This is a genomic window from Hymenobacter coalescens, assembly GCF_054783195.1.
The window spans coordinates 207,580-233,771 of the sequence record NZ_BAAGRA010000019.1 but is presented as its reverse complement, the minus strand read 5'-3'; the positions used below and the strand labels follow the sequence as shown (position 1 = coordinate 233,771).

General features: G+C 65.4%; 23 protein-coding genes. 11 read left to right on the top strand and 12 right to left on the bottom strand.

Annotated elements, in window-relative coordinates; translation table 11 throughout:
• Positions 1-27 precede the first annotated feature (27 nt).
• Positions 28-429 carry a hypothetical protein gene (locus ACYVKQ_RS17470; protein WP_460676637.1) on the bottom strand — a complete coding sequence of 134 codons (402 nt, stop codon included), beginning with the start codon at positions 427-429 and terminating at the stop codon, positions 28-30.
• 527 nt (positions 430-956) lie between these two features.
• Between ACYVKQ_RS17470 and ACYVKQ_RS17465 the strand changes: the two genes are divergently transcribed.
• The gene (locus ACYVKQ_RS17465; protein WP_460676636.1) at positions 957-2,906 is read left to right on the top strand and encodes a WG repeat-containing protein; all 1,950 of its coding nucleotides are present in this window, start codon (positions 957-959) and stop codon (positions 2,904-2,906) included.
• Between the two features lie 72 nt (positions 2,907-2,978).
• Here the strand turns inward: ACYVKQ_RS17465 and ACYVKQ_RS17460 are convergent, their stop codons facing one another.
• Positions 2,979-3,410, bottom strand: a complete 432-nt coding sequence (locus tag ACYVKQ_RS17460) for a DUF6799 domain-containing protein (RefSeq protein ID WP_460676635.1) — start codon at positions 3,408-3,410, stop codon at positions 2,979-2,981.
• 141 nt (positions 3,411-3,551) lie between these two features.
• Here ACYVKQ_RS17460 and ACYVKQ_RS17455 point away from each other — a divergent pair, with 141 nt between their 5' ends.
• On the top strand, positions 3,552-3,821 hold the full coding sequence (locus tag ACYVKQ_RS17455; protein ID WP_460676634.1) for a hypothetical protein: 270 nt from the start codon (positions 3,552-3,554) through the stop codon (positions 3,819-3,821).
• Between the two features lie 63 nt (positions 3,822-3,884).
• On the opposite strand, the gene ACYVKQ_RS17450 is transcribed toward ACYVKQ_RS17455, so the two are convergent.
• Positions 3,885-5,432 (bottom strand): tetratricopeptide repeat protein, encoded by a 1,548-nt coding sequence (locus ACYVKQ_RS17450; RefSeq protein WP_460676633.1) that lies wholly within the window; start codon positions 5,430-5,432, stop codon positions 3,885-3,887.
• A gap of 212 nt (positions 5,433-5,644) precedes the next feature.
• Here ACYVKQ_RS17450 and ACYVKQ_RS17445 point away from each other — a divergent pair, with 212 nt between their 5' ends.
• The 3 genes from ACYVKQ_RS17445 to ACYVKQ_RS17435 all read left to right on the top strand — a co-directional run bounded on the left by ACYVKQ_RS17445 (position 5,645) and on the right by ACYVKQ_RS17435 (position 8,240).
• Positions 5,645-6,337, top strand: a complete 693-nt coding sequence (locus ACYVKQ_RS17445) for a hypothetical protein (RefSeq protein WP_460676632.1) — start codon at positions 5,645-5,647, stop codon at positions 6,335-6,337.
• Positions 6,338-6,773: 436 nt separating this feature from the next.
• Positions 6,774-7,340, top strand: coding sequence for a hypothetical protein (locus ACYVKQ_RS17440; protein WP_460676631.1), 567 nt, complete (start codon positions 6,774-6,776; stop codon positions 7,338-7,340).
• A 60-nt stretch (positions 7,341-7,400) separates the two neighbouring features.
• On the top strand, positions 7,401-8,240 hold the full coding sequence (locus ACYVKQ_RS17435) for a DUF1206 domain-containing protein (protein WP_460676630.1): 840 nt from the start codon (positions 7,401-7,403) through the stop codon (positions 8,238-8,240).
• Positions 8,241-8,322: 82 nt separating this feature from the next.
• Here ACYVKQ_RS17435 and ACYVKQ_RS17430 read toward each other — a convergent pair whose 3' ends face one another.
• Entirely contained in the window at positions 8,323-9,558 is a 1,236-nt protein-coding gene (locus ACYVKQ_RS17430) for an NAD(P)-dependent oxidoreductase (RefSeq protein ID WP_460676629.1), read from the bottom strand.
• Between the two features lie 209 nt (positions 9,559-9,767).
• On the opposite strand from ACYVKQ_RS17430, the gene gcvP reads away from it, so the two are divergent.
• A complete protein-coding gene (gcvP, locus tag ACYVKQ_RS17425; RefSeq protein WP_460676628.1) occupies positions 9,768-12,695 on the top strand; it encodes an aminomethyl-transferring glycine dehydrogenase in 2,928 nt (975 codons plus the stop codon).
• A gap of 87 nt (positions 12,696-12,782) precedes the next feature.
• Here gcvP and ACYVKQ_RS17420 read toward each other — a convergent pair whose 3' ends face one another.
• Both ACYVKQ_RS17420 and ACYVKQ_RS17415 read right to left on the bottom strand, forming a co-directional pair.
• A complete protein-coding gene (locus ACYVKQ_RS17420) occupies positions 12,783-13,079 on the bottom strand; it encodes an SH3 domain-containing protein (protein WP_460676627.1) in 297 nt (98 codons plus the stop codon).
• 66 nt (positions 13,080-13,145) lie between these two features.
• A complete protein-coding gene (locus ACYVKQ_RS17415) occupies positions 13,146-13,442 on the bottom strand; it encodes an SH3 domain-containing protein (protein ID WP_460676626.1) in 297 nt (98 codons plus the stop codon).
• A 214-nt stretch (positions 13,443-13,656) separates the two neighbouring features.
• On the opposite strand from ACYVKQ_RS17415, the gene ACYVKQ_RS17410 reads away from it, so the two are divergent.
• Positions 13,657-14,253: a DUF4136 domain-containing protein gene (locus tag ACYVKQ_RS17410; protein ID WP_460676625.1), complete on the top strand. Its 597-nt coding sequence runs from the start codon at positions 13,657-13,659 to the stop codon at positions 14,251-14,253.
• An 80-nt stretch (positions 14,254-14,333) separates the two neighbouring features.
• Here ACYVKQ_RS17410 and lipA read toward each other — a convergent pair whose 3' ends face one another.
• Together lipA and ACYVKQ_RS17400 are read right to left on the bottom strand one after the other, a co-directional pair.
• Positions 14,334-15,236, bottom strand: coding sequence for a lipoyl synthase (gene lipA / locus ACYVKQ_RS17405; protein ID WP_460676624.1), 903 nt, complete (start codon positions 15,234-15,236; stop codon positions 14,334-14,336).
• Positions 15,237-15,411: 175 nt separating this feature from the next.
• Positions 15,412-16,188 carry a hypothetical protein gene (locus tag ACYVKQ_RS17400; RefSeq protein ID WP_460676623.1) on the bottom strand — a complete coding sequence of 259 codons (777 nt, stop codon included), beginning with the start codon at positions 16,186-16,188 and terminating at the stop codon, positions 15,412-15,414.
• 110 nt (positions 16,189-16,298) lie between these two features.
• On the opposite strand from ACYVKQ_RS17400, the gene ACYVKQ_RS17395 reads away from it, so the two are divergent.
• Entirely contained in the window at positions 16,299-16,706 is a 408-nt protein-coding gene (locus ACYVKQ_RS17395) for an OsmC family protein (RefSeq protein ID WP_460676622.1), read from the top strand.
• A 109-nt stretch (positions 16,707-16,815) separates the two neighbouring features.
• On the opposite strand, the gene ytxJ is transcribed toward ACYVKQ_RS17395, so the two are convergent.
• From ytxJ to ACYVKQ_RS17375, 4 genes are all read right to left on the bottom strand, one after another.
• On the bottom strand, positions 16,816-17,157 hold the full coding sequence (gene ytxJ / locus ACYVKQ_RS17390; protein ID WP_460676621.1) for a bacillithiol system redox-active protein YtxJ: 342 nt from the start codon (positions 17,155-17,157) through the stop codon (positions 16,816-16,818).
• Positions 17,157-17,498 carry a hypothetical protein gene (locus ACYVKQ_RS17385; RefSeq protein WP_460676620.1) on the bottom strand — a complete coding sequence of 114 codons (342 nt, stop codon included), beginning with the start codon at positions 17,496-17,498 and terminating at the stop codon, positions 17,157-17,159. The genes ytxJ and ACYVKQ_RS17385 overlap by 1 nt, the downstream gene beginning before the upstream one ends.
• 60 nt (positions 17,499-17,558) lie before the next feature.
• On the bottom strand, positions 17,559-17,894 hold the full coding sequence (locus ACYVKQ_RS17380; protein WP_460676619.1) for a hypothetical protein: 336 nt from the start codon (positions 17,892-17,894) through the stop codon (positions 17,559-17,561).
• A 104-nt stretch (positions 17,895-17,998) separates the two neighbouring features.
• Complete coding sequence (locus tag ACYVKQ_RS17375) at positions 17,999-19,978, bottom strand: alpha-ketoacid dehydrogenase subunit alpha/beta (RefSeq protein WP_460676618.1); 1,980 nt, start codon at positions 19,976-19,978, stop codon at positions 17,999-18,001.
• Between the two features lie 173 nt (positions 19,979-20,151).
• Between ACYVKQ_RS17375 and ACYVKQ_RS17370 the strand changes: the two genes are divergently transcribed.
• From ACYVKQ_RS17370 to ACYVKQ_RS17360, 3 genes are all read left to right on the top strand, one after another.
• On the top strand, positions 20,152-21,630 hold the full coding sequence (locus tag ACYVKQ_RS17370) for an ArnT family glycosyltransferase (protein WP_460676617.1): 1,479 nt from the start codon (positions 20,152-20,154) through the stop codon (positions 21,628-21,630).
• A gap of 162 nt (positions 21,631-21,792) precedes the next feature.
• Positions 21,793-23,274 carry an ArnT family glycosyltransferase gene (locus ACYVKQ_RS17365; protein ID WP_460676616.1) on the top strand — a complete coding sequence of 494 codons (1,482 nt, stop codon included), beginning with the start codon at positions 21,793-21,795 and terminating at the stop codon, positions 23,272-23,274.
• 110 nt (positions 23,275-23,384) lie between these two features.
• Positions 23,385-26,072, top strand: a complete 2,688-nt coding sequence (locus tag ACYVKQ_RS17360; protein WP_460676615.1) for a TonB-dependent receptor plug domain-containing protein — start codon at positions 23,385-23,387, stop codon at positions 26,070-26,072.
• Positions 26,073-26,192: the final 120 nt, after the last annotated feature.

Below are 26,192 nucleotides of genomic sequence, written 5' to 3'. Positions count from 1 at the left end.
CTGCGCTGCGGGGTAAGATGCTGAATGCTAGCGCGACAACGAAGAGCTGAGCTTGATGAGCAGCTTGCCCAGCTGCGCCAGCGGCGGGCCGTAGCCAGCCGAGGCCTCATCGGCCACTTTGCTGGTTTCGGCGCCCAGCAGAGCCAGGGTTTCGGCCACGTCATGGGCTTCGCTTTCCGGGTTGGTCAGCTGCTCGCGCAGGTTCTGCAGCTCCTTGATGATTTTGGCCAGGCCCGGCTTTTCACTGGCGCGCAGCACCTCGGCCCAACGGTCAATTTCGGTCAGGCCGTACTGGTTTGCGGCGTTCGGGACGCCGTCGCCCAGCAGGGCCAGCGTGTCGTCGATCAGCGCGGAGTGCTGGCCATCGGTTACTTCCAACGGCAGCTGAAACTCGGGCGTGTGTGCAGGGGTGGGCGTAAGCGAATCCATGGAAAAAGGCGAAAAGGTCAGGCGAAAAGGCGGTAGCTTCTTGGGCTATACTTCGGCGGCAGTGAAAAAGTTGAGGCGGCCACGCCGGTGGCCGCCGAGGGCCCCGTGGCCCAACTCCTCACGTTGCCGGTCGGCGGCGGCCTTACGCCAGCCCAGCCTGCTTTTTCGCCTTGCGCACGAGCAGCCCATTCTTCGGAGCGACCAGCGCAGTGCGTAGTTGGATTTTGCCCCTACGACCTTGGGAACGTCTTGGTGCGCCCCGCGAAGCGCGGTCGGAACGAAAGTTCTCCACCAGGCCTTCGTGCGCCGCCCGTGGCTTGATTTTATTTTTCGCCGCCTCAACAACCATTGAAACAAGCCCTTACCAGCTTGCCCCCGCCTCCAATCTGTTCTCGCCCCACTGGTCCCAACGCACCCGCCCGCTGCGTACGTATACACTCCCGCCGATTCCTCACCTTTGTGCCCGGCTACGCTTTACGCCGAAACCACTACCGGCTGCCGACTTCGGGCGCCGCTTTTGCCGCTTGATGCTGCACGTTTTCCTTCCTGCTCCTTTTGCCGATGCCAGCCGGCAGGCCTTGTTCGATGCCGTTCGCCAGTCATTGAGCGCCGGTTTACCTGCTGAAGCCCCCGCGCTGCTGGCCGGCAATCTGCCGCTGCGGGGCAGTGCGCCGCTCGACGCCGTACTGGTACGCCCGCACAGCCTGACGCTGCTGCTCTTTCAGCCCGGTGCAGGTGGACAGTTGCGGATTCCGGCCTTTATCAGCCAACCCTGGCTGCTCGATGGCCGCCCCGTGACAACGGCCGACCACGCCGTCAACCCTTACCAAACATTCCAAGCGCAGTGCGGCGCCGCGCTGCAGCTGCTAGGTCCCCTGTTGCCACCCGAAGCCGTCAATCCGCACTTCGTGACCGGGCTGTGGATGGCGGGTGGCCCCCTCCGCTTCGATGCCGATGTGGAGGCCAGCATGGCCGCCGCCCCGGAGGCCCGGCAACTGCAGCTGCTGCCCGACGTGGCGCGCCTGCCACGGCGCGTGGCCCAGCTGGCCACGCCCGAGATTGAACTGACGGCGGCCGACATTCGGCAATTGGCCGAGGCCCTGCCGGCCGCCCTGCCCCACCCCGCGCCCTCCTCCGGCCTCGCCGACGACGAGGCCCCGGCCAGCCTGGGTTCGGTAGTGCAGAACACGGCCCGGCAGCTGTGGCGCTGGCTGGGCGCCGACGACCTGGACGAACTGCCGCCCGATACTTACGAGCTGGCAGCCCGGGGCGAAGACCGCAAACACGCGCTGGAGGCCGAGCAAGCGGCCTTGCAGCAACAGCTTGCCGAGCAGATTCAGGCCATCGAAGCCCGCGAATCCGCCCGGGAGCAAAGCATGGCGCAGCTGCGGACCGAACTGGCCCAAGCCCAGCAGCAAGCCGCCCCCAACGCCGCCGACTTACAGGCGCGCTTGGCCGCCGAAAGCCGCGCCAAGGCGGCCGAGGACGCCAGCCTGCGAGCGGCCCAACAGGAATGGCAACGCCGCAACCAGGACCTGGACGCGAAAATTAACACCCTGGAGCAACTGATCCAGCGCCTTCAGGGTGCCGCCGACCTGCCCCCCGCCGTGAGCCCGCACGCCTCCGCGCCGCGCCACGCCGCGGCACCACCCGCCGCGCCATCCACCAGCACCACCGAACCGCCCCCGCCTGCTCAGCCCTTATCAGCGCGGCTGCAGCAGTGGTGGCGCCAGGTGCAGCTGGCCAATTGGCCCCGCGGGCGGGAGCGGTGGCGCCGTGCCCTGCCGGCTACAGACCATTGGGGGTGGCTGGCGCTAGGGGGTGTGCTGGCGCTAGGCGCCATGCTGTGGCTGAGTACCCAGGTGTTCCAGGAACGCCCGCCGGAACCTTATGAAGCAGACGGACGCTGGGGATTTGCCCGCGACGGGGAACCGGTGGTGAAGGCCCAATACACGTCGGTACAGCCCTTTCAGAACGCGCGCGCCGTGGTGGAGCGCGACGGCGCGTTCGGCTTCGTGGACGACGCAGGGCAGGAAGTGGTACCTCCCGCCTACGATGCTCTCAACCCTTACGCGGAGGGCTACGCCCGCGTGCGCATCGGCGACCTGTACACGTTTATTGACGAGGCCGGGCAGGAGTTCAGTCACTATTTCTACAACGCCTACGACTTCGCCGAGGGCTATGCGGCGGTGCTCGACCGGCGCGGCTGGTTCTACATCAGCGGCCCCGATGCGGGCGTGCCCGCCCGGCCGCGCTTGTTTCAGGAGGCGTATCCGTTTCGCAATGGCTTGGCCCGGGTGCGCAAAAACGACGCCTATACCTTTATCACGCCCGACTACCTAACGGACACCACACGCACCGACACAGAGCCCTTTGGCCGCTACGAGCAAGCCACGGACTTTGCCGATGGCCAAGCCCGCGTGCGTCAGAACGGCCGCAGTTTTTACATCGGCACCGACGGTCAGCCGGTGGATTGAAGTAGTCGTCGGCGCTGGCCAGCCCGCTCCGGCACTTCACGGCTGGGCGCCTACCGGCACAGTCCCCGCTGCTCAATCGTCGTGCTTGCGGCCGCGCTTTTTGAAGAAACGGTACCACTTTTTGCGTTGTCCGGGCGACAGGCGTAGCACTTGCTCCGCCCGCTGTACTTCGCCCGGACGGACCGCAGGCCGCGCCGCCAGGGCCCAAGTTCCCCCGGCCCCTTGCTGGCTACCAACGGGGTTGCCGCGCAAATCGCAGCCCTGGCCCTCCACCAGTGCCACGCGACGCCCATCGGCTTGCAGCACGAAGCCATCGGGGGTGACGGTGCGGCCGTTCGGCAGGTGCGCTTCGCGGGTGAGCGGGCGCAGCTGGCCGTGGCGCAGAATGTACGTAGAGCCGTTGCGGCGCAGAAATCCGTCGTTGGCCGTTTGGGCCGCCGCAGAGGCAGCCAGGCAACTCATCAGGAGGGCGATGGGCAACAGGCGGTCCAAAATCATAAGCATCACGCGTGAAGTAGCAAGCGGGCCGACACCCGGCCAGCGCCCCTGTACGCGCGGCGCCGGGCCCGCGTTAGGTGCCCTTGGGTTACCTCGGCCCGGTTTCGGCATTAAAGGTCGTTCAATCCACCAAAACAACCTACGACCATGAAAATGACCTTCAAAACCCTGCTGGCCGTGGCCGCCTTCGCCGCTTTCGCCACCACCTCGTGCAGCGAGAAAACCCAGGAAAACGCCGAAGCCACCACTGAAAGCGCTGCTAACGACGCCGCTGCCAACGTGGATGCCGCTGGCAACGCCGTAGAAGGCGCCGCCGATAACGCTGCCGCCGAAGTTGCGACCCCGGAGAAGGGCGACACGGCTGTGGTGAAAGACCAGCCCGCCAACGGCGTAGTGGAAGAAACGCCCAAGCAGTAGTTTCCCGGCCTTCGGGCCGCGTAAGCAAAAAGCCCGCTCCGGTTACCGGAGCGGGCTTTTTGCTTACGCAACAATTGGCGTTGCTACGGGCGGCGCGGCGGCCAGCTCCACCAGCTCGTCGTAGTAGGGCCGGCCCACCATGCGGGCGCGCAGCCAAGCGTAAAAGCTCATGGCCTGCAGGTCTTCGCGCTCCAGGGGCAGAAAGCGCGGCATTTCGGCTACCCGGGCCGCGAAGGCCGGCCGGCTCGCGGCGGCGGGGTCGTCGAGGATGTCGCGCACCAGGGCCAGGTAGCTCAGCACGTAGCGGTAGGCGCCGCCATCGTTGCCGAACCGGTCGCGCACGAGGCGCTCCACGGCCCGCAGGCGGTGCGTGGCCACGTCGGTGTTACCCATTTCCAATTGCGTGAGCAGCTCGCCCAGGTTTTTGTTGAGCAGCCACTCCACACCCATCTTTTCCTCGCACCAGTGGTCGGTGCGGCCGATGGCCATCAGGGTATGGGCCGTGCGCTGGTACTGGCCTTCGGCGAAATAGTGGAAGCCCAGCCCGAGGCGGGCCGTCAGCTGGTCGTTGGGCGTGAGCGAGTGGGTGCGCAGCAGCTCCTCCAGCAGCCGGATGCTTTCCGTGTTGCGCCGCAGAAAGGCCAGGTTGGCGGCCAGCAGGAACGTGTACTTGGGGAAGAATTCGTTGTGGTGGCTGCGCGGGCCGGTGCTCATGAGCTGGTGCAGCTGCTCCAGGTACTGCACCGATTCCGTAAAGCGGCGGTTGCGGTACAGCGCGTGCGCAATCATGTACAGCAGCCCGAGCTGGTACTCGCGGTGCGCGGGCTGGAAGCCGTGGCGCTTCTCCATCAGGTGGTAGCAGCGGCGCACGAAGGGCTCGAAGGAGGCAAAATCCCGGCGCACCAGCATGGCCGAGCGCGCAATGGACAGCAGCCGGTACAGCAGCGAGGGGCGCCGGCCAAAGGCGTCCTGCAGGTCGTACTCGCGCAGCACGTCCTGCATGATCTGGTCGAACGCAACGCCGGATCGGCCCTGGGTACGGGCCTGACGCAGACGCTGGCGCATCAGGCTGTAGGCGATGGCCGCGCGCTCTTCCTCTTCGGCGGCGGGTTTGTTGCGGTTGCGCCGCCGGATAATCTCGTCGAGCGGTTCGGCGTGCTCTCCGTGGGCGTGCTCGATCTGCAGGTTGTACACCGTGTTGAGCAGCTCGTACTGCTCGTTCTGGCTGGCCAGCTTCTCGGCCTTGCGCAGGGTAGCCCAGGCCAGCCGCGGAATACCCGCATCGAATAGGTACTGGGCCAGGCTTAGCTGCCCGCGTACGGTGGAGGCGGCGGTCAGGTCCTGGTCGCGCTGTTTCAGGAGCAGGAAATCAGTCACCTGCCGCAGCAGGCGCTTACGCAGGGCGTAGTAGGCGGTGGCGTTAGGCTCGTTGGGCGGATACAGCTGCGCCAGCAGCTCGGCGGTGCTGTAGTCGCGCTTGTGCCAGAGCAATTCGCAGAGCTGGGCGTCTTTGCGCCCCTTTTCCTTGCGGCGCTGGCGCTGCAGAAAACGCAGGAATTCCTTTCGGTCGTCGGGCGAGAAAGTGGCGAGGGTGGTGCGTAAGTCGTCCATGGCGCTGCTAAGCTACACGCCTAGCGCCTGGATAACTATTCGATGAAAATATTTATAACGTCACATGAAAAACAGACAAACAACTGACTTATAACCCACTGCCGAAACGCAAGCCCATGATATAAAGTCATTATCGACCACCTTTTCGAACGGGGGTCCGCGCTTATCTGCGGTAGTTGCTGCCATCTTCTTCTTTTCCAGCCTCCACCGTCATGCGCTTCGTCTACCTCTTATTGCTTGGGCTGCCCTTGTCCGCCAGTGCCCAATCCTTAGCCTCAGCCCCCCTGCCGGATGCCCCTTTGCTGGCCGCTGTAGCGCCGGCAGCTTTGCCAAGCTTATCCCTCGAGCCTGCTGATGGGTTACCAGTGGCTGCTTCCCGTAGCGTAGAGGCTACTTTCACCGACATCGAAAAGGTCTGGGAACCCAGCCCGGAAGCGGCCGCGCTGGACCAGCCCATGGACAGCGTAGCGGCACCCGATTCGGCGCGTACGGCGGCACCCGATTCGTTGTCGCCGATACTGCTGGGCCTCAACGCCGAGCAGCGCCACGCACTGGGCCGCACCGATGCCAAGCGGCACTACCGGCCTTCTAAAGGCGTTTTCTGGGGAGCTTTGGGTACGGGGGTTGTAACGCCGTTCCTCATGCATTTTTCGCCTCTGAGCCTGGCTGCCAGCGCCGGGGTAGCCGTGGCCATCGGAGCCAGTGGGCCGAAACCAGCGCGGCTGCAGGCCGGTGCGCCCCATCCGGAGCTGCTGCGTGACCAGGATTATTACCAAGGGTATGCTCGGCAGGCCCGGCAGAAAAAAATCGGCAAAGCAGCAGCGGGCTGGGGCATTGGTACCGGCGTCACCTTCGTCAGCGTATTCATCCTGGCGATTATTGCGCTCAGCAACGGCTTTTCCTGAGTTGCGCGGCCGGGTAGTGCGGAAAAAACTACTGGGCAACTACGGCTCCCAGCCTACGCGGCCCCTTCCATCCTGACGTTTGCCGCTCATGGATCTGAACAGCCACAGCATCGCGGACCGCACCGAATGGCGCGCCCGCAGCACCTGGAACGAAATCAAAGGCCAGACCACATCAGAAGTGGGGCCACCTCACCGGTGATGACCTGACCTACGAAGAAGGCCGATCAGCCGAGTGGTATAGCCGCCTGCGAGAAGAAACCGGAGAAACGATGGATGACATCAAGCGTTGGTTCCACCGCACGTTCTAAGCCACGGCTGAACCGCCCGAGTCAATGCCCTGTAGCCTATCTCTAGGTTTACGGGGCATTTTTTATGCCGTCGACGGTGCCAGGCGCTCTGTTCGTAGCTTAACTTGCCGGCTAGCATCGTGGCTGTTATGCGTATCAACCCGGAGGAGCTTTACACGCTGGGTAACAAAGCCATATTCAGGCTGCCCAAAACAGCCTTCTTCTGTTCCCGCGACTACCCGGCCGCCATTGAGCGTCAGACTTTCCTGTGGGCCATGGAGCAGCGCTACCGCGGCCACTGCATCCTATCGGGCTTTCACTCGCGGCTGGAGCAGGCGCTGCTCCGCTATTTTTTGCAGGGCGAATACCAGCCGGTGATTTATGCCCTGGGACGGGGCATTCAGCCCAGCACCCGCTTCGAGTACGAGACACCCGTGGCCGCCGGTCGCCTGCTCTTCGTCACCCCGTTCGAACCCGACGTACACGTGGTCAGCCAGGACACGGCCGACATCCGCAACCTGCTCATTACCGACCTGGCTGATCGGTTTTTCATTCCTTACCTGCAGCCCGGCGGCAACCTTGACCGCCTGCTGCGCAGCGAGGCGCTTGACAACAAGCCTATCCTGACGTTGGACCTGCCCGAGAATAGCCCCTTACGTGCCCTGGGCGCCAAGGTGTACCGGCCCGGCGGCATTTTTGGCCACCAGAATTCCTGAGCTAATCCCGGCGGCGGTTTGCTGCGTATGCCCAAGGGTTTACCTAGCGAACCTACTCTCATGGCAACTCTGACTTCCCATATTCCCAGCCGCCTGCCAGCCTCACCCTCTGACGGTATCCGCGCGCTGGCTCGCTTTGGCTTCGCCGCCAAGGGCGTGGTGTACTGCATCCTCGGGGCTCTGGCCGTGATGGCCGCTACTGGCCTGAGTGGCGGCCGCACCGCCGATAAACAGCAAGTGCTTCAAACGGTGCAAAACATGCCCATGGGCCGCTGGCTGTTGGGCTTGGTAGCCTTCGGGCTGGCCGGCTACGTGGTGTGGCGGCTGGTGCAGGCCATCCGCGACACCGAGGGCAAGGGCAACAGCGCCAAGGGCATCTTCACCCGTATCGGCTACGTAGGCTCAGCCCTGGCCTACGCCATTCTGGCGTACGTGGCGGGCAAGGCGGCCTTCGAAAATACCACGGCCGACGGCGGCAGCGGCAATACCCGGCAGTCCTTCGTGGCGACGCTCATGGAGCAGTCCTACGGGCAATGGCTGGTGGGGGCCATCGGTTTGTTCGTCATCGGCATCGGGGTATACCAGCTGATCCGGGCGTATTCCGGCTCGTTTGCCAAGCACGTCAACAGCAGCCAGCTGCCGGCCGACCAGCAGCGCCTGGTGTACCGCGTAGGGCAGCTGGGCTACACGGCCCGCGGCATCGTGTGGGGTATTTTGGGGTATTTTCTGGTGCAGGCCGCCCGCCACGCCAACCCCAGTGAAGCCCAAGATACCGAAGGAGCTTTTGACTTCCTCGGGGCCATGGGAACCGCCCCGCTGCTCATCGTAGCGCTGGGCATGGTGGCTTATGGGCTGTACATGCTGGTGCGGGCCAAGTACCCGATTCTGCGCGGCGTGTAGCCTGGAATTGGCTCTTCCTATTAATGCAAAACCGCTCCGAACGCTTGTTCGGGGCGGTTTTGCGCGGTAGCGGTAGCAGCTTCTACTGCACGGGCGTCAGCACGTCGGTGCCCACGTAGTCGCGCAGGTACTCGTAGCGCGGCAGCAGCTGACCGGCGCGGGCAATGGTGGCGCGCTCGATGATGCCGTCCGGGTCGGGGCCGAACAGGTGGGGCAGCACGTTGTCGATGAGCTGGCGGCCAAAATCGCGGGAAGCGTTGCGGGGCAGCTCGCAGGGCAGGTTGTCCACGGCCATGACCGTGATATTAAGCGGGTGCGCGTACGCCGGCTCCAGCTCCCCGGTGCGGGGGTTGTAGTCGAACGCCGGCTCGGGGATGCTGGTGCTGCGCTTGGTGACCGGGATGCTGCCGTCGATGTCGCAGGTGACGTCAGCAATGGTGTTGATGCGGAAGTTGGCGCGGCGCGTGTCCTCCTCCGTAAACAGCTTGGGGGCCTGCGGGTGCCAGTAGGCGCAGGCAATCAGCAGGTCGGTGACGGGCAGAAACTTGTCGAAGGTGGAGAGGTACTCCTCCGGGTGGTGGTGGAAGTTGGGCGTGTCCCACACCCGGCCGTCTTGGCGGGCGTTGTAATCGGAGGAGCGCAGCTGCGCAAACACCGGCTCGTCGAAATCCAGGTACAAGTAGTCGTAGACGCTAACCTGGCGGATGCCCATCTGGCGCAGCACTTCCAGCGCGCCGTTGGCCACGCGGCCCGAGCCTGTCACGGCAATCTTGATGGGCGGCAGCGCCTTCACCTTGAAGTATTCCTCCTGCATGTCGTCGAGGTCGGTGCAGCGGTAGGCGGGCTTGAGCTCGTAGAGGCCGTGCTTGCGGCCGTAGGTAAGCAGCCCGTTGTAGGCCCCCACGATGCCCGCCCAGCGCCCGAAGGCCACCACGCGCTGCTCCTCGCGGTTGGTGAGCAGCTCGTAGTCGACCAGCGTGATGTTCTTCTGGAGCACGGCGCGCAGCAGCTTGCGGTTGGCAGGCTGCTTCTTGACGGTGTGCGAGAAAAACAGGTAGGTTTTGTTGGGAATCAGCTGCTCCACGGGCACTTCCTTCACGCCCAGCAGGATGTCGCAGTCCGCCACGTCGGCCTGCACCGCAATGCCCAGGTCGCGGTATTCCTGGTCGGCGTAGCTGCGGATGTCGCTGCTTTGGGCTACCACCTGCACCTGCGGCCAGGTTTGCTGCACTTCCACGCACTTTTTGGGCGTGAGCGGCACGCGGCGGTCAACGGGAATTTTGCCTTCGCGGATAAGGCCGAGCTTGAGGGTTGCCATGGGAGAATAAGTCGGGTGGGGAAAGGCAAAACTATCGGTTTCAGCCAAAGTGCCGGCCACCGCCGCCCCGTGGTACCGACGCGCCCGGCTGCTGGTGCCCATCAAGCACTTTTTTGCCCCCGGAATGGTTTAAGCGTGAAGCCTTTTCAGCCTACCTTTGTTAGGGACTTACCAAGGTTCATTTCCCCGCCAACCCATCCGTTTTCTGTATGAAGTTGTCCTTCAAGCCCGCCGACGTGTTTGTTGACCGTCACAACGGTCCTGACGCTGCGGCCGTGGCCGAGATGTTGCACACCATCGGCGTCGCGTCGGTGGAGCAGTTGATCAACGAAACCGTGCCGGCCCGCATCCGCCTCAAGCACGAGCTGAATCTGCCTGCCGCCCTCACCGAGCGGCAGTTTTTGCAGAAGTTCAAGCAGATTGCGGGCCAGAACCAAGTATTCCGCTCCTTTATCGGGCTGGGCTACCACGACACCCAGATGCCGCCGGTTATCCTGCGCAACATCATGGAAAACCCGGGTTGGTACACCGCCTACACGCCTTACCAGGCCGAAATTGCCCAGGGCCGCCTCGAGGCCCTGATCAATTACCAGACGATGGTCATTGAGCTGACGGGCCTGGAAATTGCCAACGCCAGCCTGCTGGACGAAGGCACCGCCGCCGCCGAGGCCCTGAACATGTTCCACGGCCTGACCAAGAAGAAGAACGCCACCAAGTTCTTCGTTTCGGAGCAGGTGCTGCCCCAGACCATCGACGTGCTGCGCACCCGCGCCACGCCGCTGGGCATCGAGCTCCTGGTGGGCGACCACCGCACGGCCGACCTCTCCGACGAGGCCGTGTTCGGCGCCATCGTGCAGTACCCCGCCGCCGACGGCGAGGTGTTCGACTACACCGACTTCATCGCCCAGGCGCACGGGCGCGGCCAGTTCGTGGCCGTGGCCGCCGACCTGCTGGCCCTCACCCTGCTCACCTCGCCCGGCGAGATGGGCGCCGACGCCGTGGTGGGCAACTCCCAGCGCTTCGGTGTGCCGATGGGCTACGGCGGCCCCCACGCCGGGTTCTTCGCCACCAAGGACGCCTACAAGCGCGTCATTCCGGGCCGCATCATCGGCCAGAGCATCGACGCGACCGGCAACAAGGCCTACCGCATGGCCCTGCAGACCCGCGAGCAGCACATCCGCCGCGAGAAAGCCACTTCCAACATCTGCACCGCGCAGGTGCTGCTGTCGGTTATCGCCGGCATGTACGCCGTCTACCACGGCCCCGAGCGCCTGAAGCAGATTGCCGCCAACGTGCACCTGCTCACCCGCCAGCTGGCCACGGGCCTGCAGGAGCTGGGCGCCGAGCTGCTGGTGGAAAACTACTTCGATACCGTGTCGGTGAAGCTGGAAAGCACCGAGCTGCAGCAGGCCCTGAAAGGCGAGCTGGAAGCCCAGGGCATCAACCTGCGCTATTTCGGCACGAGCAGCGTAGGCATCTCGCTGCACCAGAACGCCGAAGCCGCGGATGTCGCCGATATCCTGTGCGCCTTCGCCAAAGTGCTCGGCAAGGCCGCCCCGGCGTCGACGGAAAACCCGCAGGCACCCGCCGCGGGCGAGCTGACCTGGCCCAAGGGCTTGGTCCGCACTTCGGAGTTCATGACGCACCCGGTGTTCAACACGCACCACTCGGAGCACGAGCTGCTGCGCTACATGAAGCAGCTGGAGAACAAGGACCTCTCGCTGACGCACTCGATGATTTCGCTGGGCTCGTGTACCATGAAGCTCAACGCCACCGCCGAAATGATTCCGGTGACCTGGCCCGAAATCGGCCAGCTTCACCCCTTCGCCCCACGCGAGCAGGCGCAGGGTTACGCGCAGATCTTCCAGGACCTGGAAGCTTGGCTGTGCGAAGTGACCGGCTTCGACGCAGTGAGCCTGCAGCCCAACTCGGGCGCCCAGGGCGAATACGCCGGCCTGCTGGTCATCAAAGCCTACCACGAGGCCCGCGGCGACCATCACCGCACCGTGGCCCTGATTCCGGCTTCGGCCCACGGCACCAACCCCGCTTCGGCCGTCATGGCCGGCATGCAGGTGGTGGTGGTGAAAAGCACCGAGAAAGGCGAAATCGACCTCGACGACCTCCAGGCCAAGGCCGAGCAGTACTCGGATAAGCTGAGCTGCCTGATGGTGACCTACCCGAGCACGCACGGCGTGTACGAGGAAAGCATCATCGACATCTGCAACCTCATCCACAAGCACGGCGGCCGCGTGTACATGGACGGCGCCAACATGAACGCCCAGGTAGGCCTGACCTCGCCGGCCAACATCGGCGCCGACGTGTGCCACCTGAACCTGCACAAAACCTTCTGCATCCCCCACGGCGGCGGCGGCCCCGGCGTAGGCCCCATCGGCGTAGTAGCCGACTTGGCGCCTTACCTGCCCGGCCACGTGGTGGTGGATGCCGACGGCCGCACGGAAGGCGCCGTATCGGCGGCTCCCTGGGGCTCGGCCAGCATCCTGCCTATCTCCTACGCCTACATCAACATGATGGGTGGAGAAGGCCTGAAGGCTGCTACGCAGATTGCCATTCTAAACGCCAACTACATCAAGGCCCGCCTGGAGGAGCACTACCCCGTGCTGTACACCGGCGCCCACGGCCGTTGCGCCCACGAGATGATTCTCGACTGCCGCCAGTTCAAGAAGGCTGGTATCGAAGTCGAGGACATTGCCAAGCGCCTGATGGACTACGGTTTCCACGCGCCCACCGTGTCGTTCCCGGTAGCGGGCACGCTGATGGTGGAGCCCACCGAGTCGGAGAGCAAGGAGGAACTGGACCGCTTCTGCGAGGCCATGATCAGCATCCGTCAGGAAATCCGCGAGGTGGAAGAAGGCCGCGCCGACCAGAAGGACAACCTGCTCAAGCACGCCCCGCACACGGCAGCCGTGCTGCTGCAGGAAGACTGGACCCGCCCCTACTCGCGCGAGCAGGCCGCTTACCCCACGGACTTTGCCCGCCGCTTCAAGTTCTGGCCCACCGTGTCGCGCATCGACTCGGCCTTCGGTGACCGGAACCTGATCTGCGCCTGCACGCCCATTGAGGCGTACGTGGACCAGGAAGAGCACCTGGTGCCGACGGACAAAGGGCCGTCGTACTAAGCACCATCCAGTAAAAAGGCCCGAAACCACCAGGTTTCGGGCCTTTTTGTATTAAGAGGCGTTGTGGTTGTTGGGATACGAGGCGCCTTAGCGCTTGCCTTTGAAGCAGGTGCGGTACATGTAGCCGGTTTCCGATTTTTCGCCGGTGGTGGCGCGCACTTTCACGAAGTACTGATCCACTGTGTCCATGATCTGCACTTCGGTACCGGAGGCAATGGTCATCAGCTGGGCCGATTCTTTTTTCATGCCGTCGTAAAGCGTGCAGTCCACCACGGTGTTGTGCGCAACGGGGGTGCTGGAGCCGCGGCTGGTATTGCCGTCGTCTTTGGCCGCGCTGCAAGCGGCCAGAAAGAGCAGCGAAAGGAAGAGTACAGGTTTGTTCATAGAGGGTGGATTATGCCGGGAATATAGCGAAATACCTGAGGCCTAGGCCGGATTTTTATTGTCGGTCTATGGTTTACCCGCAAGGCAGGCCCGGTACATGTACCCCGAGAGCATCTTGCCGTTCTTGCTGAATTCGGCACGCACAAAATGCGCGTTGGCGCTGGAATCGAGCACCTGCACGTGGGTGCCGGGTGCCACAATGGAAAGCATAGGCGCTTGCGTACTGGGGCGCACGTACAGGCCGCAAGCCGTGCCGGTGGTGCGCTCCACGGGCTTTTGGGGAATGGGGGGAATCTGGGCGAGGGCAGGCATAGCCTGAACGGCCGCAAGCAGCAGCGTGGTAGCGAAGGTTAAAGGCAGCATAGGTGTGCAGAGTGGGAACAGGAAACAACTTCTAATATGGCTGATAAGTGCATTTAATCAAAATAAAATTGGCTTATTATTTTCTAACCCTCTCCCGTGAATCCTACTTCTCGGGAACGGGCCGGGCGCCAATTCTGTTTGTTAAGTACCCCTGGGAAACACCCCGCAGCGTATTGCAGCGTCGTTTTTTGGGCTTTCCTCAATCAGACTTACTATGCAACGTTTCACCCGATTGTTTTCCCGTCCGTTGGCCCTGGCAGCCGTGGGCCTTTCCCTGCTGCTGGGCACCGCCGGCTGCGCCTCCGTTTCGCGCGTAGGCGTCTCCTCCGACTTCGACCACGCCGTGAACTTTCGCGCCTACAAAACCTGGGCGTGGTACCCCGAGCAGCCCTCCGATGCCGAGGGTGGTCCGGCCAAGGGCTACAACTCTTTCTTTGATCAGCGCATGCGTCGTTCGGTGGAAGCCGAGCTGACGCGCAAGGGCCTGACCAAGGCGGACAAAAATCCCGATGTGTACGTGGCTTACTCCGCCCGCGTGGAGGACAAGCAGCGCACCTCGCCCAACTACTACGGCGCCTACGGCTACCCCTTCTGGTACGGCTACGGCATGCGCACGCCCTACCAGGTGCAGGACTACAAAGCCGGCAACGTCATCATCGACTTCGTGGATGCCAAGCGCAAAGAGCTGGTATGGCGCGGCTACGGCCAGGCCGCCGTGGATAACCAGACCATTTCGGAGCCCGAGGTTCACCGCATCGTAACCGGTGTGTTGGAGGCCTACCCGCCCACCGACAACACCGCCCGCCGCTAACTTGAAGGCGTTGACTGCAAAAAGCCCGGCTCCTACGTAGGAGCCGGGCTTTTTTTATGCTTGCCACGAGCAATCAGCGCTTAGATCGGCACGTTCACGTGGCGCTCGGCGTGGTAGGAGCTGCGCACCAGCGGGCCGCTCTCCACGTACTTCAGACCGCGGCGCAGGCCTTCTTCCTTGTAGTGCGCGAACAGGTCGGGGTGAATGAACTCGGCTACCTCGATGTGGCGCTTGGTGGGCTGCAGGTACTGGCCCAGCGTCAGGATGTCGAGGCCGTTGGCGGCCAGGTCGTCCATCGCCTGGTACATCTCGTCTTTGGTTTCGCCCAGGCCGAGCATGATGCCCGACTTGGTGCGCTTGCCGGCTTCCTTGGTGCGGCGGATCTGCTCCAAGCTACGGTCGTACTTGGCCTGCGGGCGCACGAGTCGGTAGAGGCTGCCCACCGTTTCCATGTTGTGCGAAACCACTTCCTGGCCGCCGGCAATCATGGTGTCGAGCGCCGCCCAATTGGCTTTCACGTCCGGAATAAGCGTTTCGATGGTGGTAGTGGGCGAAAGCAGCTTGGTTTGCACCACGGTTTCGTACCACACGCTGGCGCCCCGGTCCTTCAGCTCGTCGCGATTGACGGAGGTGATGACGGCGTGCTTGACGCCCATGAGCTTGATGGCTTCGGCCACGCGGCGCGGCTCGTCGAGGTCATACTCGGTAGGGCGACCCGTGGCCACGGCGCAGAAGGAGCAGGAACGCGTGCACACGTTGCCCAGGATCATGAAGGTGGCCGTGCCAGCGCCCCAACATTCGCCCATGTTCGGGCAGTTGCCCGATTCGCAGATGGTGTGCAGCTTGTGTTCGTCGACCAGCTTGCGCACGTTGGCGTAGGCCGGGCCCACAGGCAGCTTCACGCGCAGCCAATCGGGCTTGCGCGGTTTGGCCGGAGCCGCAGCTTCGGGCTGGATGACGGGTAAGGTCAGGAGAGTATCCATACTACAAAGGTAGTCGGTAGCGGGTTGTGGCAAGGCAGGTAATTGCCGCCGGTGCCGGCTAAACAGCGCGACCCGACAGGTAGTTGCAAACCCGCTCCTGCGGGCTCCAAAAAGAAAGCCGCCGGCCAGGCGCCGCAAGGGGCAGCCCGGCCGGCGGCAAACCGGTGGCGCATTTTTACTTGCGCGAGCCGATGTATAGCGTCACGTACACCGAGGTAAAAACGTTGTCGTTGATCTGGCTGTCGGGGGTGTTGCGCAGCTGCAGCGTCACCAGGCGCTTGGTGTAGGCTTCCACCAGCACCCCGGCTTCCACCCCGGCCACGGCGTCGCGGTAGCGGCCGTACTCGAAGTTCAGCGCCCCGCGCAAATGGCCGCCGATGCGGGGTTTCACGTCGCCGATGCCCGAAAAGATGGGGGCCCGGTCGTAGATTTTGCTGACGTCGTCGTGCTTGATGGGGTCGTACTGCTCGGCCCGGATGTCCTCGGTGGACGGCCCGCCCTGCGGGTCGCGCACGGTGTAGTCGAAGTAGATGTAGTAAGGCAGCAGCAGCCCGATGGAAGGGCCGGCGCCCAGCAGCGCGTCAACCTCTACGCCCGACTCCGCCGCCTTGCGGAAAATCGTGCGCTGCACGCCCACGCTCGGGCGCAGGGCAAAGAGGTAGTTGGTTTTGCCGCGCACGTACACGCCGCCGACGTTGTTTTGCACGCGCTGTTCCTTGCGGCTTTTCACTTCCACGCCCTCCAGCAGCCAGAAGCGTGCCCAGTCGTCGTTGAGCCGGCGCGTGGAGCGGATGGCCGCCCCGCCGATCAGGCCGGCGTTGGTGTTCAGGTTGATGCCGTAGGTAAACTCCTTTTCGTAGCCGGGAGCATCCTGCGCTTCCTGCGCCTGCGCGGCCGAAGAAACCAGCAGCGCGGCCGTGAGCAAGCAGGCGGAGTACAGGAACGTGCGCACGGCAGCTGGGAAAGGCAACGAGGGGAGTATACGCGCGGCCACCCGCCGGGGGCGGCCCTGTCCGAAAGTACGTAAATTTGAGCGCATCCTTCTGTAGTTTTTCTGATTTTATGAGCACTGCCACCGCCCGGTACGCCGGCCAGCTGCGCACCGAAGCCACGCACTCGGCTTCGGGCACCACCATTCACACCGACGCGCCGGTGGACAACCACGGCCGCGGCGAAGCGTTTTCGCCCACCGACCTGGTGTGTGCCGCCCTGGGCTCCTGCATGATGACCATCATGGGCATCGTGGCGGAGCGGCAGGGCCTGGACCTGAGCAGCGTAACGTGGAGCGTGACCAAGCACATGGCCGCCGAGCCGCGTCGCATCGCCGAAGTGGAGCTGGCATTTCAGATGCCCGCCTCACTTTCGGCCAAAGAACGCGCCACGCTCGAAAACGCTGCGCGCACCTGCCCGGTGGCCCTTAGCCTGAACCCGGAAATCCGGCAATCGGTTCAGTTCTCGTACGAAGCCTAAACCGCTTCGTTACAGCGGAGCTGGGCGGCTCGTCGGCGGGCCTAAAAGACAAACGTCATTCCAAGCGCTGCGCTCGGAATGACGTTCTTTTTGGGGCGTTTTGGGAGGCTTACGCGGCCACTTTCTTTTTCACTTCGCCGAGCTGAATGCTCATGTGCGAGGCGTCGTAGCGGCAGGCGCCTTCCTGGATGAGCAGCAGCTGCGGCGACTGGTGCTGCACGCCGAACTGCTCGGCAATCTGGTTGGAGATGGGGCGGTAGCGCAGCAGGTCGAGGTAGTACGCTTTCACGTTGGTGAGGCCCGCGTCGGCCCACTGGCGCTCCAGGCGCGTTTTGGCCATGGCACTGATGGAGCAGCTGGTGCTGTGCTTGAAGATGACGACGGGGTGCTCAGCCGATTCGCGCACGATGTCGGCCAGTTGCTCGGGCTGGGTCAGCGGGGTCCACTGCATTACGGGGTGTCTTTGGGTTGTTTTTTAGCCTTGCGAGCCGTGGTTACCATCTTCTGGTCGCTCACACGGGGCGTGCCAGTATTGTCGAAGCGGTAACCATCGGCGCCCTCGGCGGAGTTCCGCGCCGGGGTTTCGCCCGGGCGCAGGTCGCGGCGTTCCACCACCAGGTGGCTCTGGCGCAGGTCTTCGGGCGCGGTGTACTTCTTGGCTTCTTTCAGCGACTTGCGGGCGGCTCGCTTGTGCGACACAAACTCGGTTTGGGCAGCGGCGGGCAGCGCCGACAGGCCCCAGCAGAGCAGGCCAGCCGCAATGACGCGCATCAGCATGGAAGAACGAACCATAAGCGAGAAGTTGGATTGACGCCGCATCGTTGTACGCAGCTTCGGAACGAATGGGTAAAATCAGAACGGGAGGGTGATGCCCAGGAAACGGCGTTGCCCGCTTTTGTTTTTCAGCCGGCGCCGCTTGAGCTTGGGCTTCTTGAGCAGGCCGTTTTTGTCGTAGCTGTTTTTCTGCACCTTGGGCGGATCGGCCGAGGCATCGGTGACGGAACCGTCGGCGGCTTCCACGGCATTGGGGTCCTTCTTCTTGGTTTTCTTCTGCTTCACCACGGGCCCGGTGGGGGTGGGCAGGCGGTACGGCTTAAACAGCCGGCACCCGCTCAGCACCGGGCCGGCCAGCAGTACCAGCACAAGCAGCTGCCAGCTCAGCCGGCGCAAACGAAGCGTTTCAATCACAAGGGCAGCGGGGTAAGCCAAACGGTATCAGGGCGAAAATACGAAGGCTGAAGTTAGCAGGGCGGGGCCCGGACGCCCAAGCGACCAGGCCCCGCCCTACATGCCTAGTACGCCAGCAGCTTTTCCACGCACTGCCGCAGCCGGTTGTCGGCCAGGAAGTTCTGCTCCAGCCCGGGCGCGAAAGGAATGGCCGTATCAAGCGAGGCCACGCGCTGAATGGGCGCGTCGAGCGAGGTGAAGCAGTGCTCGGCAATCCAGGCGCCGATTTCGCCGCCGATGCCGCCGGTCAGCGTGTCTTCGTGCAGCAGGATGACGCGGCCGGTTTTCTGCACGGTGCGGCGTACGGCTTCTTCGTCCCAGGGCAGCAGGGTGCGCAGGTCGAGAATGTCGCAGTCGAGCTGCATGTCCTCGGCCAGCTTGGCGGCCCAGTGCACGCCCATGCCGTAAGTGATGATGCTCAGCTCCGAGCCCTCACGGGCGAGGCGGGCCTGGCCGATCGGCAGGGTGTAGTAGTCGTTCGGCACCGGCCCCGAGATGCTGCGGTAGAGCATCTTGTGCTCGAAGAAGATGACCGGGTTCGGGTCTTCGAGGGCGGCGCAGAGCAGGCCCTTGGCGTCGTAGGGCGTGCTGGGGTACACCACCTTCAGGCCGGGCGTGTGCACAAACCACGCTTCGTTCGACTGCGAATGGAACGGGCCGGCAGCCGAGCCGGCGCCGGTGGGCATGCGCACCACCACGTCGGCGTGCTGGCCCCAGCGGTAGTGGCTCTTGGCCAGGTTGTTCACAATCTGGTTGAAGCCACAGGTCACGAAATCGGCGAACTGCATTTCCACCATGGCCTTTTTGCCCTTGATGCTCAGCCCCAGGCCGGTGCCGATGATGGCCGACTCGCACAGGGGCGTGTTACGCACCCGGGCCTTGCCAAACTCGGCCACGAAGCCTTCGGTAATCTTGAATACGCCGCCGTACTCAGCAATGTCCTGGCCCATCAAGACCAGCTCGGGGAAGCGCTCCATGCTCTGGCGCAGCCCGTCGGAAATGGCGTCGACGTAGCGGCGCTCGGTGCTGGGCGCGTCCGGGGCGGGGGTGCGGTCCTCGGGCGTGAAGGGGCGGTACATGTCGGCCACTTCTTCCTGCTCGTCCACCGTGACTTCGGGCGTGTCGAACACCACGCGCCAGGCCTCGTCGATTTCGTCCTTGATGGTGCGGCGGTAGCGCTGCTTGGCTTCTTCATCGAGCACGCCCTGCTCCACCAGCCACCGCTCGAAGTTCTCGACCGGGTCCTTTTGCGCCCATTCTTCGAACAGCTCCTGGGGCACGTACTTGGTGCCGGAAGCCTCTTCGTGGCCGCGCATGCGGAAGGTCAGCGCCTCCAGCAGCACGGGCCGGGGATTCTGGCGCAGGTCCTCGGCGAGGCGGCGCACCGTGTCGTACACTTCCAGCACGTTGTTGCCGTCCACCTGCACGGCCTCGATGCCGTAGGCCGGGCCCTTGTTGATAAAGTAGCCGTGGCGGAACTGCTCGTTGGAAGGCGTAGAGAGGCCGTAGCCGTTGTTTTCGACGATGAAGATGACCGGTAGCTGCCACACGGCGGCCACGTTCAGGCCCTCGTGGAAGTCGCCCTCGGAGGCACCGCCGTCGCCTGAATACACCACCGTCACTTTGCCTTCGTTGTTCAGCTTCGAGGCCAGGGCAATGCCGTCGGCCACGGCCAGCTGCGGGCCCAGGTGGCTGATCATGCCCACGATGTGGTGCTCATTGGTGCCGAAGTGGAACGACCGGTCGCGGCCCTTGGTGAAGCCCGTTTTCTTACCCTGCCACTGCGCGAAGAGGCGGTCCAGCGGCAACTGCCGGCAGGTAAACACGCCCAGGTTGCGGTGCAACGGCAGGATGTACTCGTCGGGGTGCAGGGCCAGCGTGGAGCCCACCGAAATGGCTTCCTGCCCGATGCCCGAAAACCACTTGCTCACTTTGCCCTGGCGCAGCAGGATGAGCATTTTCTCTTCGATCATGCGCGGCTTCACGAGGCCTTCGTAGAGGCGCAGCAGGTCGTCGTTGGAGTAGTCTTTGCGGTCGAAGTTCATCGGGTGGAAGGAGTTCGGGGAAAGGTGGCGGCAAAGGTAGAAGGTTGGGCCGAAGCACCGCCGCGCGTTTCTCTTCCATTGGCGCACTTCTGGCCGCCCCCCGCCGCTAGGCCGGCAGCCGCCCTAAATCCGGCCGCCGCCGCGTAGCTTCGGCCAACCTTAACCCTGTCCGCGTGGCGTCACGACCTGGAATACTGCGTTGGGTGGCCCCGCTGCTGCTGGCAGGCGCCGCCGGTTTTTTGTTGTTCTGGCAGCTCGGGGGCCTGCCCGCGCAGCAGTGGGACGAAGCGCGCACCGGCGTCAACGCCCTGGAAATGCTGCTGCGCGACGACTGGCTGGTGGTGCGCTACCTCGGCGAGCCCGACCTGTGGAACAGCAAGCCGCCGCTGCACTTCTGGGCCCTGGCCACCAGCTTCCGGCTGCTCGGCCCCACGGAGCTGGCCCTGCGCCTGCCCTCGGCGCTGGCGGCCCTGCTCACGGTGGGGCTGGTGTACGTGGCCGGCCGGCGCTGGCTGCACAGCCCGGCGGCCGGGCTGCTGGCCGGGCTAATCTTGGTTACCACCGGCGGCTTCACCACGCTGCACGTGGCCCGTTCCGGCGACTTCGACGCCCTGCTCACGCTCTGCCTCACGGCGGGCAGCCTGAGCTGGATCGACTACCTGCAAAGCGGCCGCCGCCGCTGGGCCGCCCTGACCGGCTTGGGCTACGTGCTGGCCATTCTTACCAAGGGCGTGGCGGCGCTGCTGCCCGTGCCAGGCCTGCTGCTGGCCGCCTACGCGCTGGGCGCATTGCCCCGGCTGCGCCGGCCCGCGCCGTGGCTGGCGGTGCTGGGCGTGGTGGCCGTGGCGGGGGCCTGGTACGGCATCCGCGAGGCGGCCGCGCCCGGCTACTTGCAGGGCGTGGCCGACAACGAGCTGGGCATGGCCGTGGAGCAGCTAGAAGGCCACAACCGCCCGCTCTGGTATTACCTGAAGTGGCTGGCAGAGGACAAGTTTTACGCCTGGCTGGCGCCAGCCGTGCTGGGCGCGTGGCTGGCCTGGCGCCCCGCCGCCAGCGCCCCGGCCGGCGCGGCTCACCTACGGGGCGTAGCCTGCGTGGCAGGCAGCCAGCTGCTGGTGCTGTCTCTTACCCGCAGCAAGCTGCCCTGGTACGACGCGCCGGTGTACCCGCTGCTGGCCCTACTGGCCGCCGCCGGCGTGGTGTGGGCCGCCCGGGCCGTGGCCGCCCACTACGCCTGGCGCCCACGCCCGGCCGTGCTGGTGCTGCTCCCGCTGCTGTGCGTGGCGGGGCCCTACGCCGACCGCCTCACGCGCCTGCGCGAGCTGCACCAGCGGCGCTGGGAGCAGGCGCCGCTGCTCTACGGCCGGCACCTGCGTCAGCAGCACGAGCAGCTACCCACCCTCACGCGCTATGCCGTGGTCGACAACGGCGAGTTCAACGACAGCCCCGAGTTTTACCGCGCGGCGGCGGCTTACGCCCACGGGCACGAGGTAGCCCACTTCGGGCCCGCCGAAGCCGGCACGCTGCCGCCCGAGCAGGTGGTGGTAGCCTGCGGCGCGGCGGCACGCCGGCCCTGGGAGCAGCGCTACCAGACCGAGGTGCTGGTGCGCACCGACTCGTGCGTGACCCTGCGCCTGCTCGCGCGGCGCTGATCTTCTCCCGGGCTTATGCCAACGGTCTGCGTGAAGCCTGCTGGCCGGTATTCAACACCCGCGCCGCCTGCTTCCTGCTGCCCGATCCAACCCCTCCCGCCGTTTCCTGAACAGGCTTCGCCCGCTACCTTTACCACCTGAATTTCGTCGTTTCTGCTATCTGTGGCTGCTTTTTCTGCTTACTCGCCTCGCCACGCCTCCTGGTGGCTGACCGTGGCCATTCTTGGGGCTACCTGGCTGCTGCTCTTCAGCCAGCCGGGCCTGCGCGACCTGCCCATGCAGCTCTGGGACGAGTCGCGGCAGGGCGTCAGCGCGCTGGAAATGCTGCGCAGCGGGCAGTGGCTGGTGACGACCAACAACGGCGAGCCGGACCTGTGGAACACCAAGCCCCCGCTGCTCATCTGGCTGCAGGCCCTGAGTGTGCAGCTGCTGGGGCCTACCGAGCTGGCCGTGCGCCTGCCCACGGCCCTCACGGCGCTGGCCACGGCGTTGGTGGTAGCCGCGGCGGCCCGCCGCTGGCTGGGTGGCGCCTGGCCCGGTCTGGTGGCCGCACTGGTGCTGCTGACCGCGCCGGGCTACCTGCGCGACCATGTGGTGCTCACCGGCGACTACGACGGGCTGCTGACGCTCTGGACCACGCTGCTGGCGCTGCAGTGGTTTTGGTACGCGGAGCAGGGCTGCCCCCGCGACGCCTACCTCAGCGCCCTGTGGGCCCTGCTGGCGGTGCTCACCAAGGGCGTGGCCGGCGCGCTGCTGCTGCCGGGCCTGCTGCTGTTTACCATCCTCAGCGGCGCAACCTCCCGGCTGGGGCGGCCGGCCGTGTGGCTGGCGGTGCTGCTGGCTGCCGTAGGGGTGGCCGGCTGGTACGGGCTGCGCGAGGCGCTGGCCCCCGGCTACTGGCAGGCCGTGTGGGAAAACGAGCTGGGTGGCCGGGCGTTTTCGGCCCTGGAAGGCCACGCCCACAGCCGATTCTGGTACTTCGAGCGGCTGTGGCGGCACCAGTATGCCTGGTGGCTGCTGCCGACGGCGGCGGGCTGGGCCCTGGGCCTGCGGCCGCCCCGGCGCACGGTCCGTTGGCGGCTGGCTCTGCTTTCCCTGGTGGTGCCCCTCAGCCACCTGGCCATCATCTCGGCGGCCAGCACCAAGCTGGAGTGGTACGACGCGCCCATCTACCCGTTGCTGGCGCTGAGCGTGGCCGTACTGGCCGCTGAGTTGCGGCGACGGTTCTTGCCGGCTGCTCCGGCCTGGGCGCTGACGGCCGGCATGCTGGTGCTGGCGGCCGCGCCGCTGTACGGCCGGCTGCGCTTCATCGGCACGCTGCCCACGCTGGGGCGCGACGAGGCCCCGCTGTTCATCGGCGACCATCTGCGGGTGCAGCAGCAGCGCCTGCCGGCCCTGCGCGACTTCGCCCTGGCTCACCCCGGCTACCACGGCACACTGGATTTTTACCGGCTGGCCACGGAGCGACGGCACGGCGGCTGGCTGACGGCCGCCTACCCGGAGCAGATCGGCCAGCAGCCGGCGGGCCAGACGGTGGTGGTGTGCGGGCGGCGGCTGCGCCGGCAATGGGAGCAGCAGTGGCGCACCCAGGTGCTGCTCGAAACCGACTCCTGCGCCACGCTCCGGCTGGAGCAGCGCCGCTGAGCGGCTGCGGCGCCACCGGCCCCAGAAAGGCTTTGGTAGTGTCGCGGGCTTGTGCAATTAAGCGGGGCGGCGCATCTATCTTCGTCGCCGCTTCTTTTACTACTGACTATATGCATCGAATTCTACCGCTTGGTGCGCTCCTCGTATGGAGCGCCGCTGCCGCTCAGGCCCAGCAGACCGAACCGCCGCTCAGCCCCGCCCCTGCCCCTTCCGATTCGCTTTGCCTGCTGCCGGTGGTGGAATATTCCCCGGCCGGGGGCACGGTGCGCTTTGCCGATCAGACCAACCCGGCTACTACCATTCAACCCAGCCTTACGCGTGTCGCCGGCGTGCAGGTGACGCCTTACTCCGGCGCGCCCGGGGCCTGGGCCACGGTGCGCATCCGCGGGGTGGCCAACCTCACCGGCAATAGCCAGCCGCTGTACGTCATCGACGGGGTGCCCGTGTACAACAACGACGTGAAGCCGGAGCAGTGGAGCAACATGGCCGGCGCGCTGGAGCCCCTGAACAACGCCGCCACGCCGCGCACCCCGGGCGCCAACCCGCTGGCTAGCCTGCCGGTGGAAGACGTAGCTTCGGTGGAAGTGCTGAAGGGCGCCGCGGCCACGGCCCTTTACGGCATGCAGGGCACCAACGGCGTCATCCGCATCACCACCAAGCGCGGTGGCGGTTCGGCCGACGAGCCGCAGCCGCTGCGGGTGCGCTACGCCGGCTACGGTGGTCTGCAGCAGGTGCGCCGGCGCTACGAGCTGCTCAACGCCCGGCAGTTTGCCGAGGTGGCCAACGCGGCCTGGGCCAATGCCGGCGGCGGGGGCGCGCCGCCCTACAACGAGGCCACCCTGCAGCAGCGCGGCGACGTGAACTGGCAGGACCGCCTGCTGCGGGTGGCGGGCGTGCAGAGCCACCACCTCAGCCTCGACGGCCACCAGGGCGGCACCCGCTACTACGTGGCGGCCGACTACCTGCAACAGGCCGGTGTGGTCATCAACTCCAGCCTGAGCCGTTACAACCTGCGCCTGAACCTGGAGCAGCAGCTGGTGCGCAAGCTCACCCTGGACCTGAAAGTCGCTGCCACCCAGCTCGACCAGCGCCAGCCCGGCCCCGACAACGACGCGGGTCAGGTGCTGCGCACGGCCCTGCTGAGCGCTCCGCTGAACGAGGAGCCCAGCCCCTACGGCTTTTCCTACTTCAACCCGGAGCAGCGGGCCACCGAGTTTTACCGCACGCCCCGCACGCGCCGCCTGCTCACCCAGCTGGGCGCCACCTACCAGCTGCTGCCCGGCCTCGCCCTGCACGCCCGCGGCGGCTACGAGCGGGTGTACGTGCGCGAATCGAACCACACGCCCGACATCCGCTACCCCGGCGGCGTGGTGCAGCGCAGCAGCGAGCTGTCGAAAACCTTTGCCGACAGCTGGGTGGCCGAAGCCGGGGCGCGCTACCAGCGTACGTTCGGCGCCGGGCACCAGCTCTCGGCTTCGCTGACCTACCTGCGGCAAGAGTTTCAGAGCCGCCTGCGCAACGACCAGCAGCGGTACGCCATCAGCGGTCCGGGTATCGGCTTTGGCTCGAGCTACTTCGAGCTGCGGCAGAAACACCTCCCCTTCCACAGCCCTTCGGCGGCGGCCAGCTTCACCTACGGCGGCCGCTACGAGGTGCAGGCCTCGATGCGGGCCGACATGGCCAAGGCTGGTAGCAACTCCCAAACCATCTGGTTTCCGGGCGGGCAGCTCAGCTGGCACCTTGCCAAGGAGGCTTTTCTGGCCGACCAAACCGCGCTCAGCACGCTCACCCTGCGGGCCGGCGCGGGCCGCACCAGCAGCTTCTTCACCCCCGACCGCACCCGGCAGCTGGACGCCGGCCTGCTGGTGGGCGTGCTGCAAAACCGCGTGACGCTGGACGTGCAGGTCTACCAGCGCCGCACCGAGCACGCCCAGGCCATTCTGCCGGTAATCGTGCCGTCGCCGGGCGGCCTGGGCGTGCTCTACATTACTCCCGAAGCCACGCTGCGCAACCGCGGGGTGGAGCTGACCCTGAACGGGATGTGGCGGGCCGGTGCGCTGACGGGAAATTCGTCGCTGGCCGCCTCGCTGAATCAGAACCAGCTGGAAGAGCTGACCTACCGCAACCAGTCATTGGTGTACCAGGGGCTGGAAGAGGGGCATTCCATTGCCCGCTTCTTTGCCTACGAGCAGGAGGGCATTTACCCGGCCGGCACGCCCGCCGCCGGCACCCTGCGCTACCGCGACGTGAACAACGACGGGCAGCGCAACTACGCCGACGCGCGCAGCCAGGGCACTGGGTTGCCGCGCTACGCGCTCAGCTTCTACCAGCAGCTGCGCCACAAGCGCCTGGAGCTGCACGCGCAGGTGGATGGCCTCTTCGGCTACCAGGTGTTCAACTCCACGCTGCAGGCCCTGGACCTGCCCAACGGCTACACCAACAACTCGGTCCGCGCCCTGAACTACTGGACGCCGACCCGCCAGGATACCAACGTGCCCGCCCCGCTGCAGGGTAACTACATCAGCCCCCAATACGGCCGCACCCCCACCGATCAGGACCTGGCCAGCGGCAACCACCTGCGCCTGAGCCAGCTCACGGTGAGCTACGACGTGGTGAACACGGCCGCGCGCCAGCTCAGCGTGTGGGTGGGCGGGCAGAACTTGCTTGTCAGCGGCGCGTACCGCGGCTACGACCCCAACGTGAGCAGCGGCGGGGCCTCGCCCATGGCAGCCGGCCTCGATGCCAGCGTGTACCCCGTAGCCCGGGTGTGGCAGCTGGGCGTGCGCGGCCGGTTTTAAAACGGCACGGCGCCCCCGGACCGGATGCGCCGGCCCGGGGGCTTCCCGCTTCTACTCATTCTTTGCCGCCGGCCGAACCCCGCGCCGTTTTCGTAGGTTACTACGCTTTAGCGCCTCCCA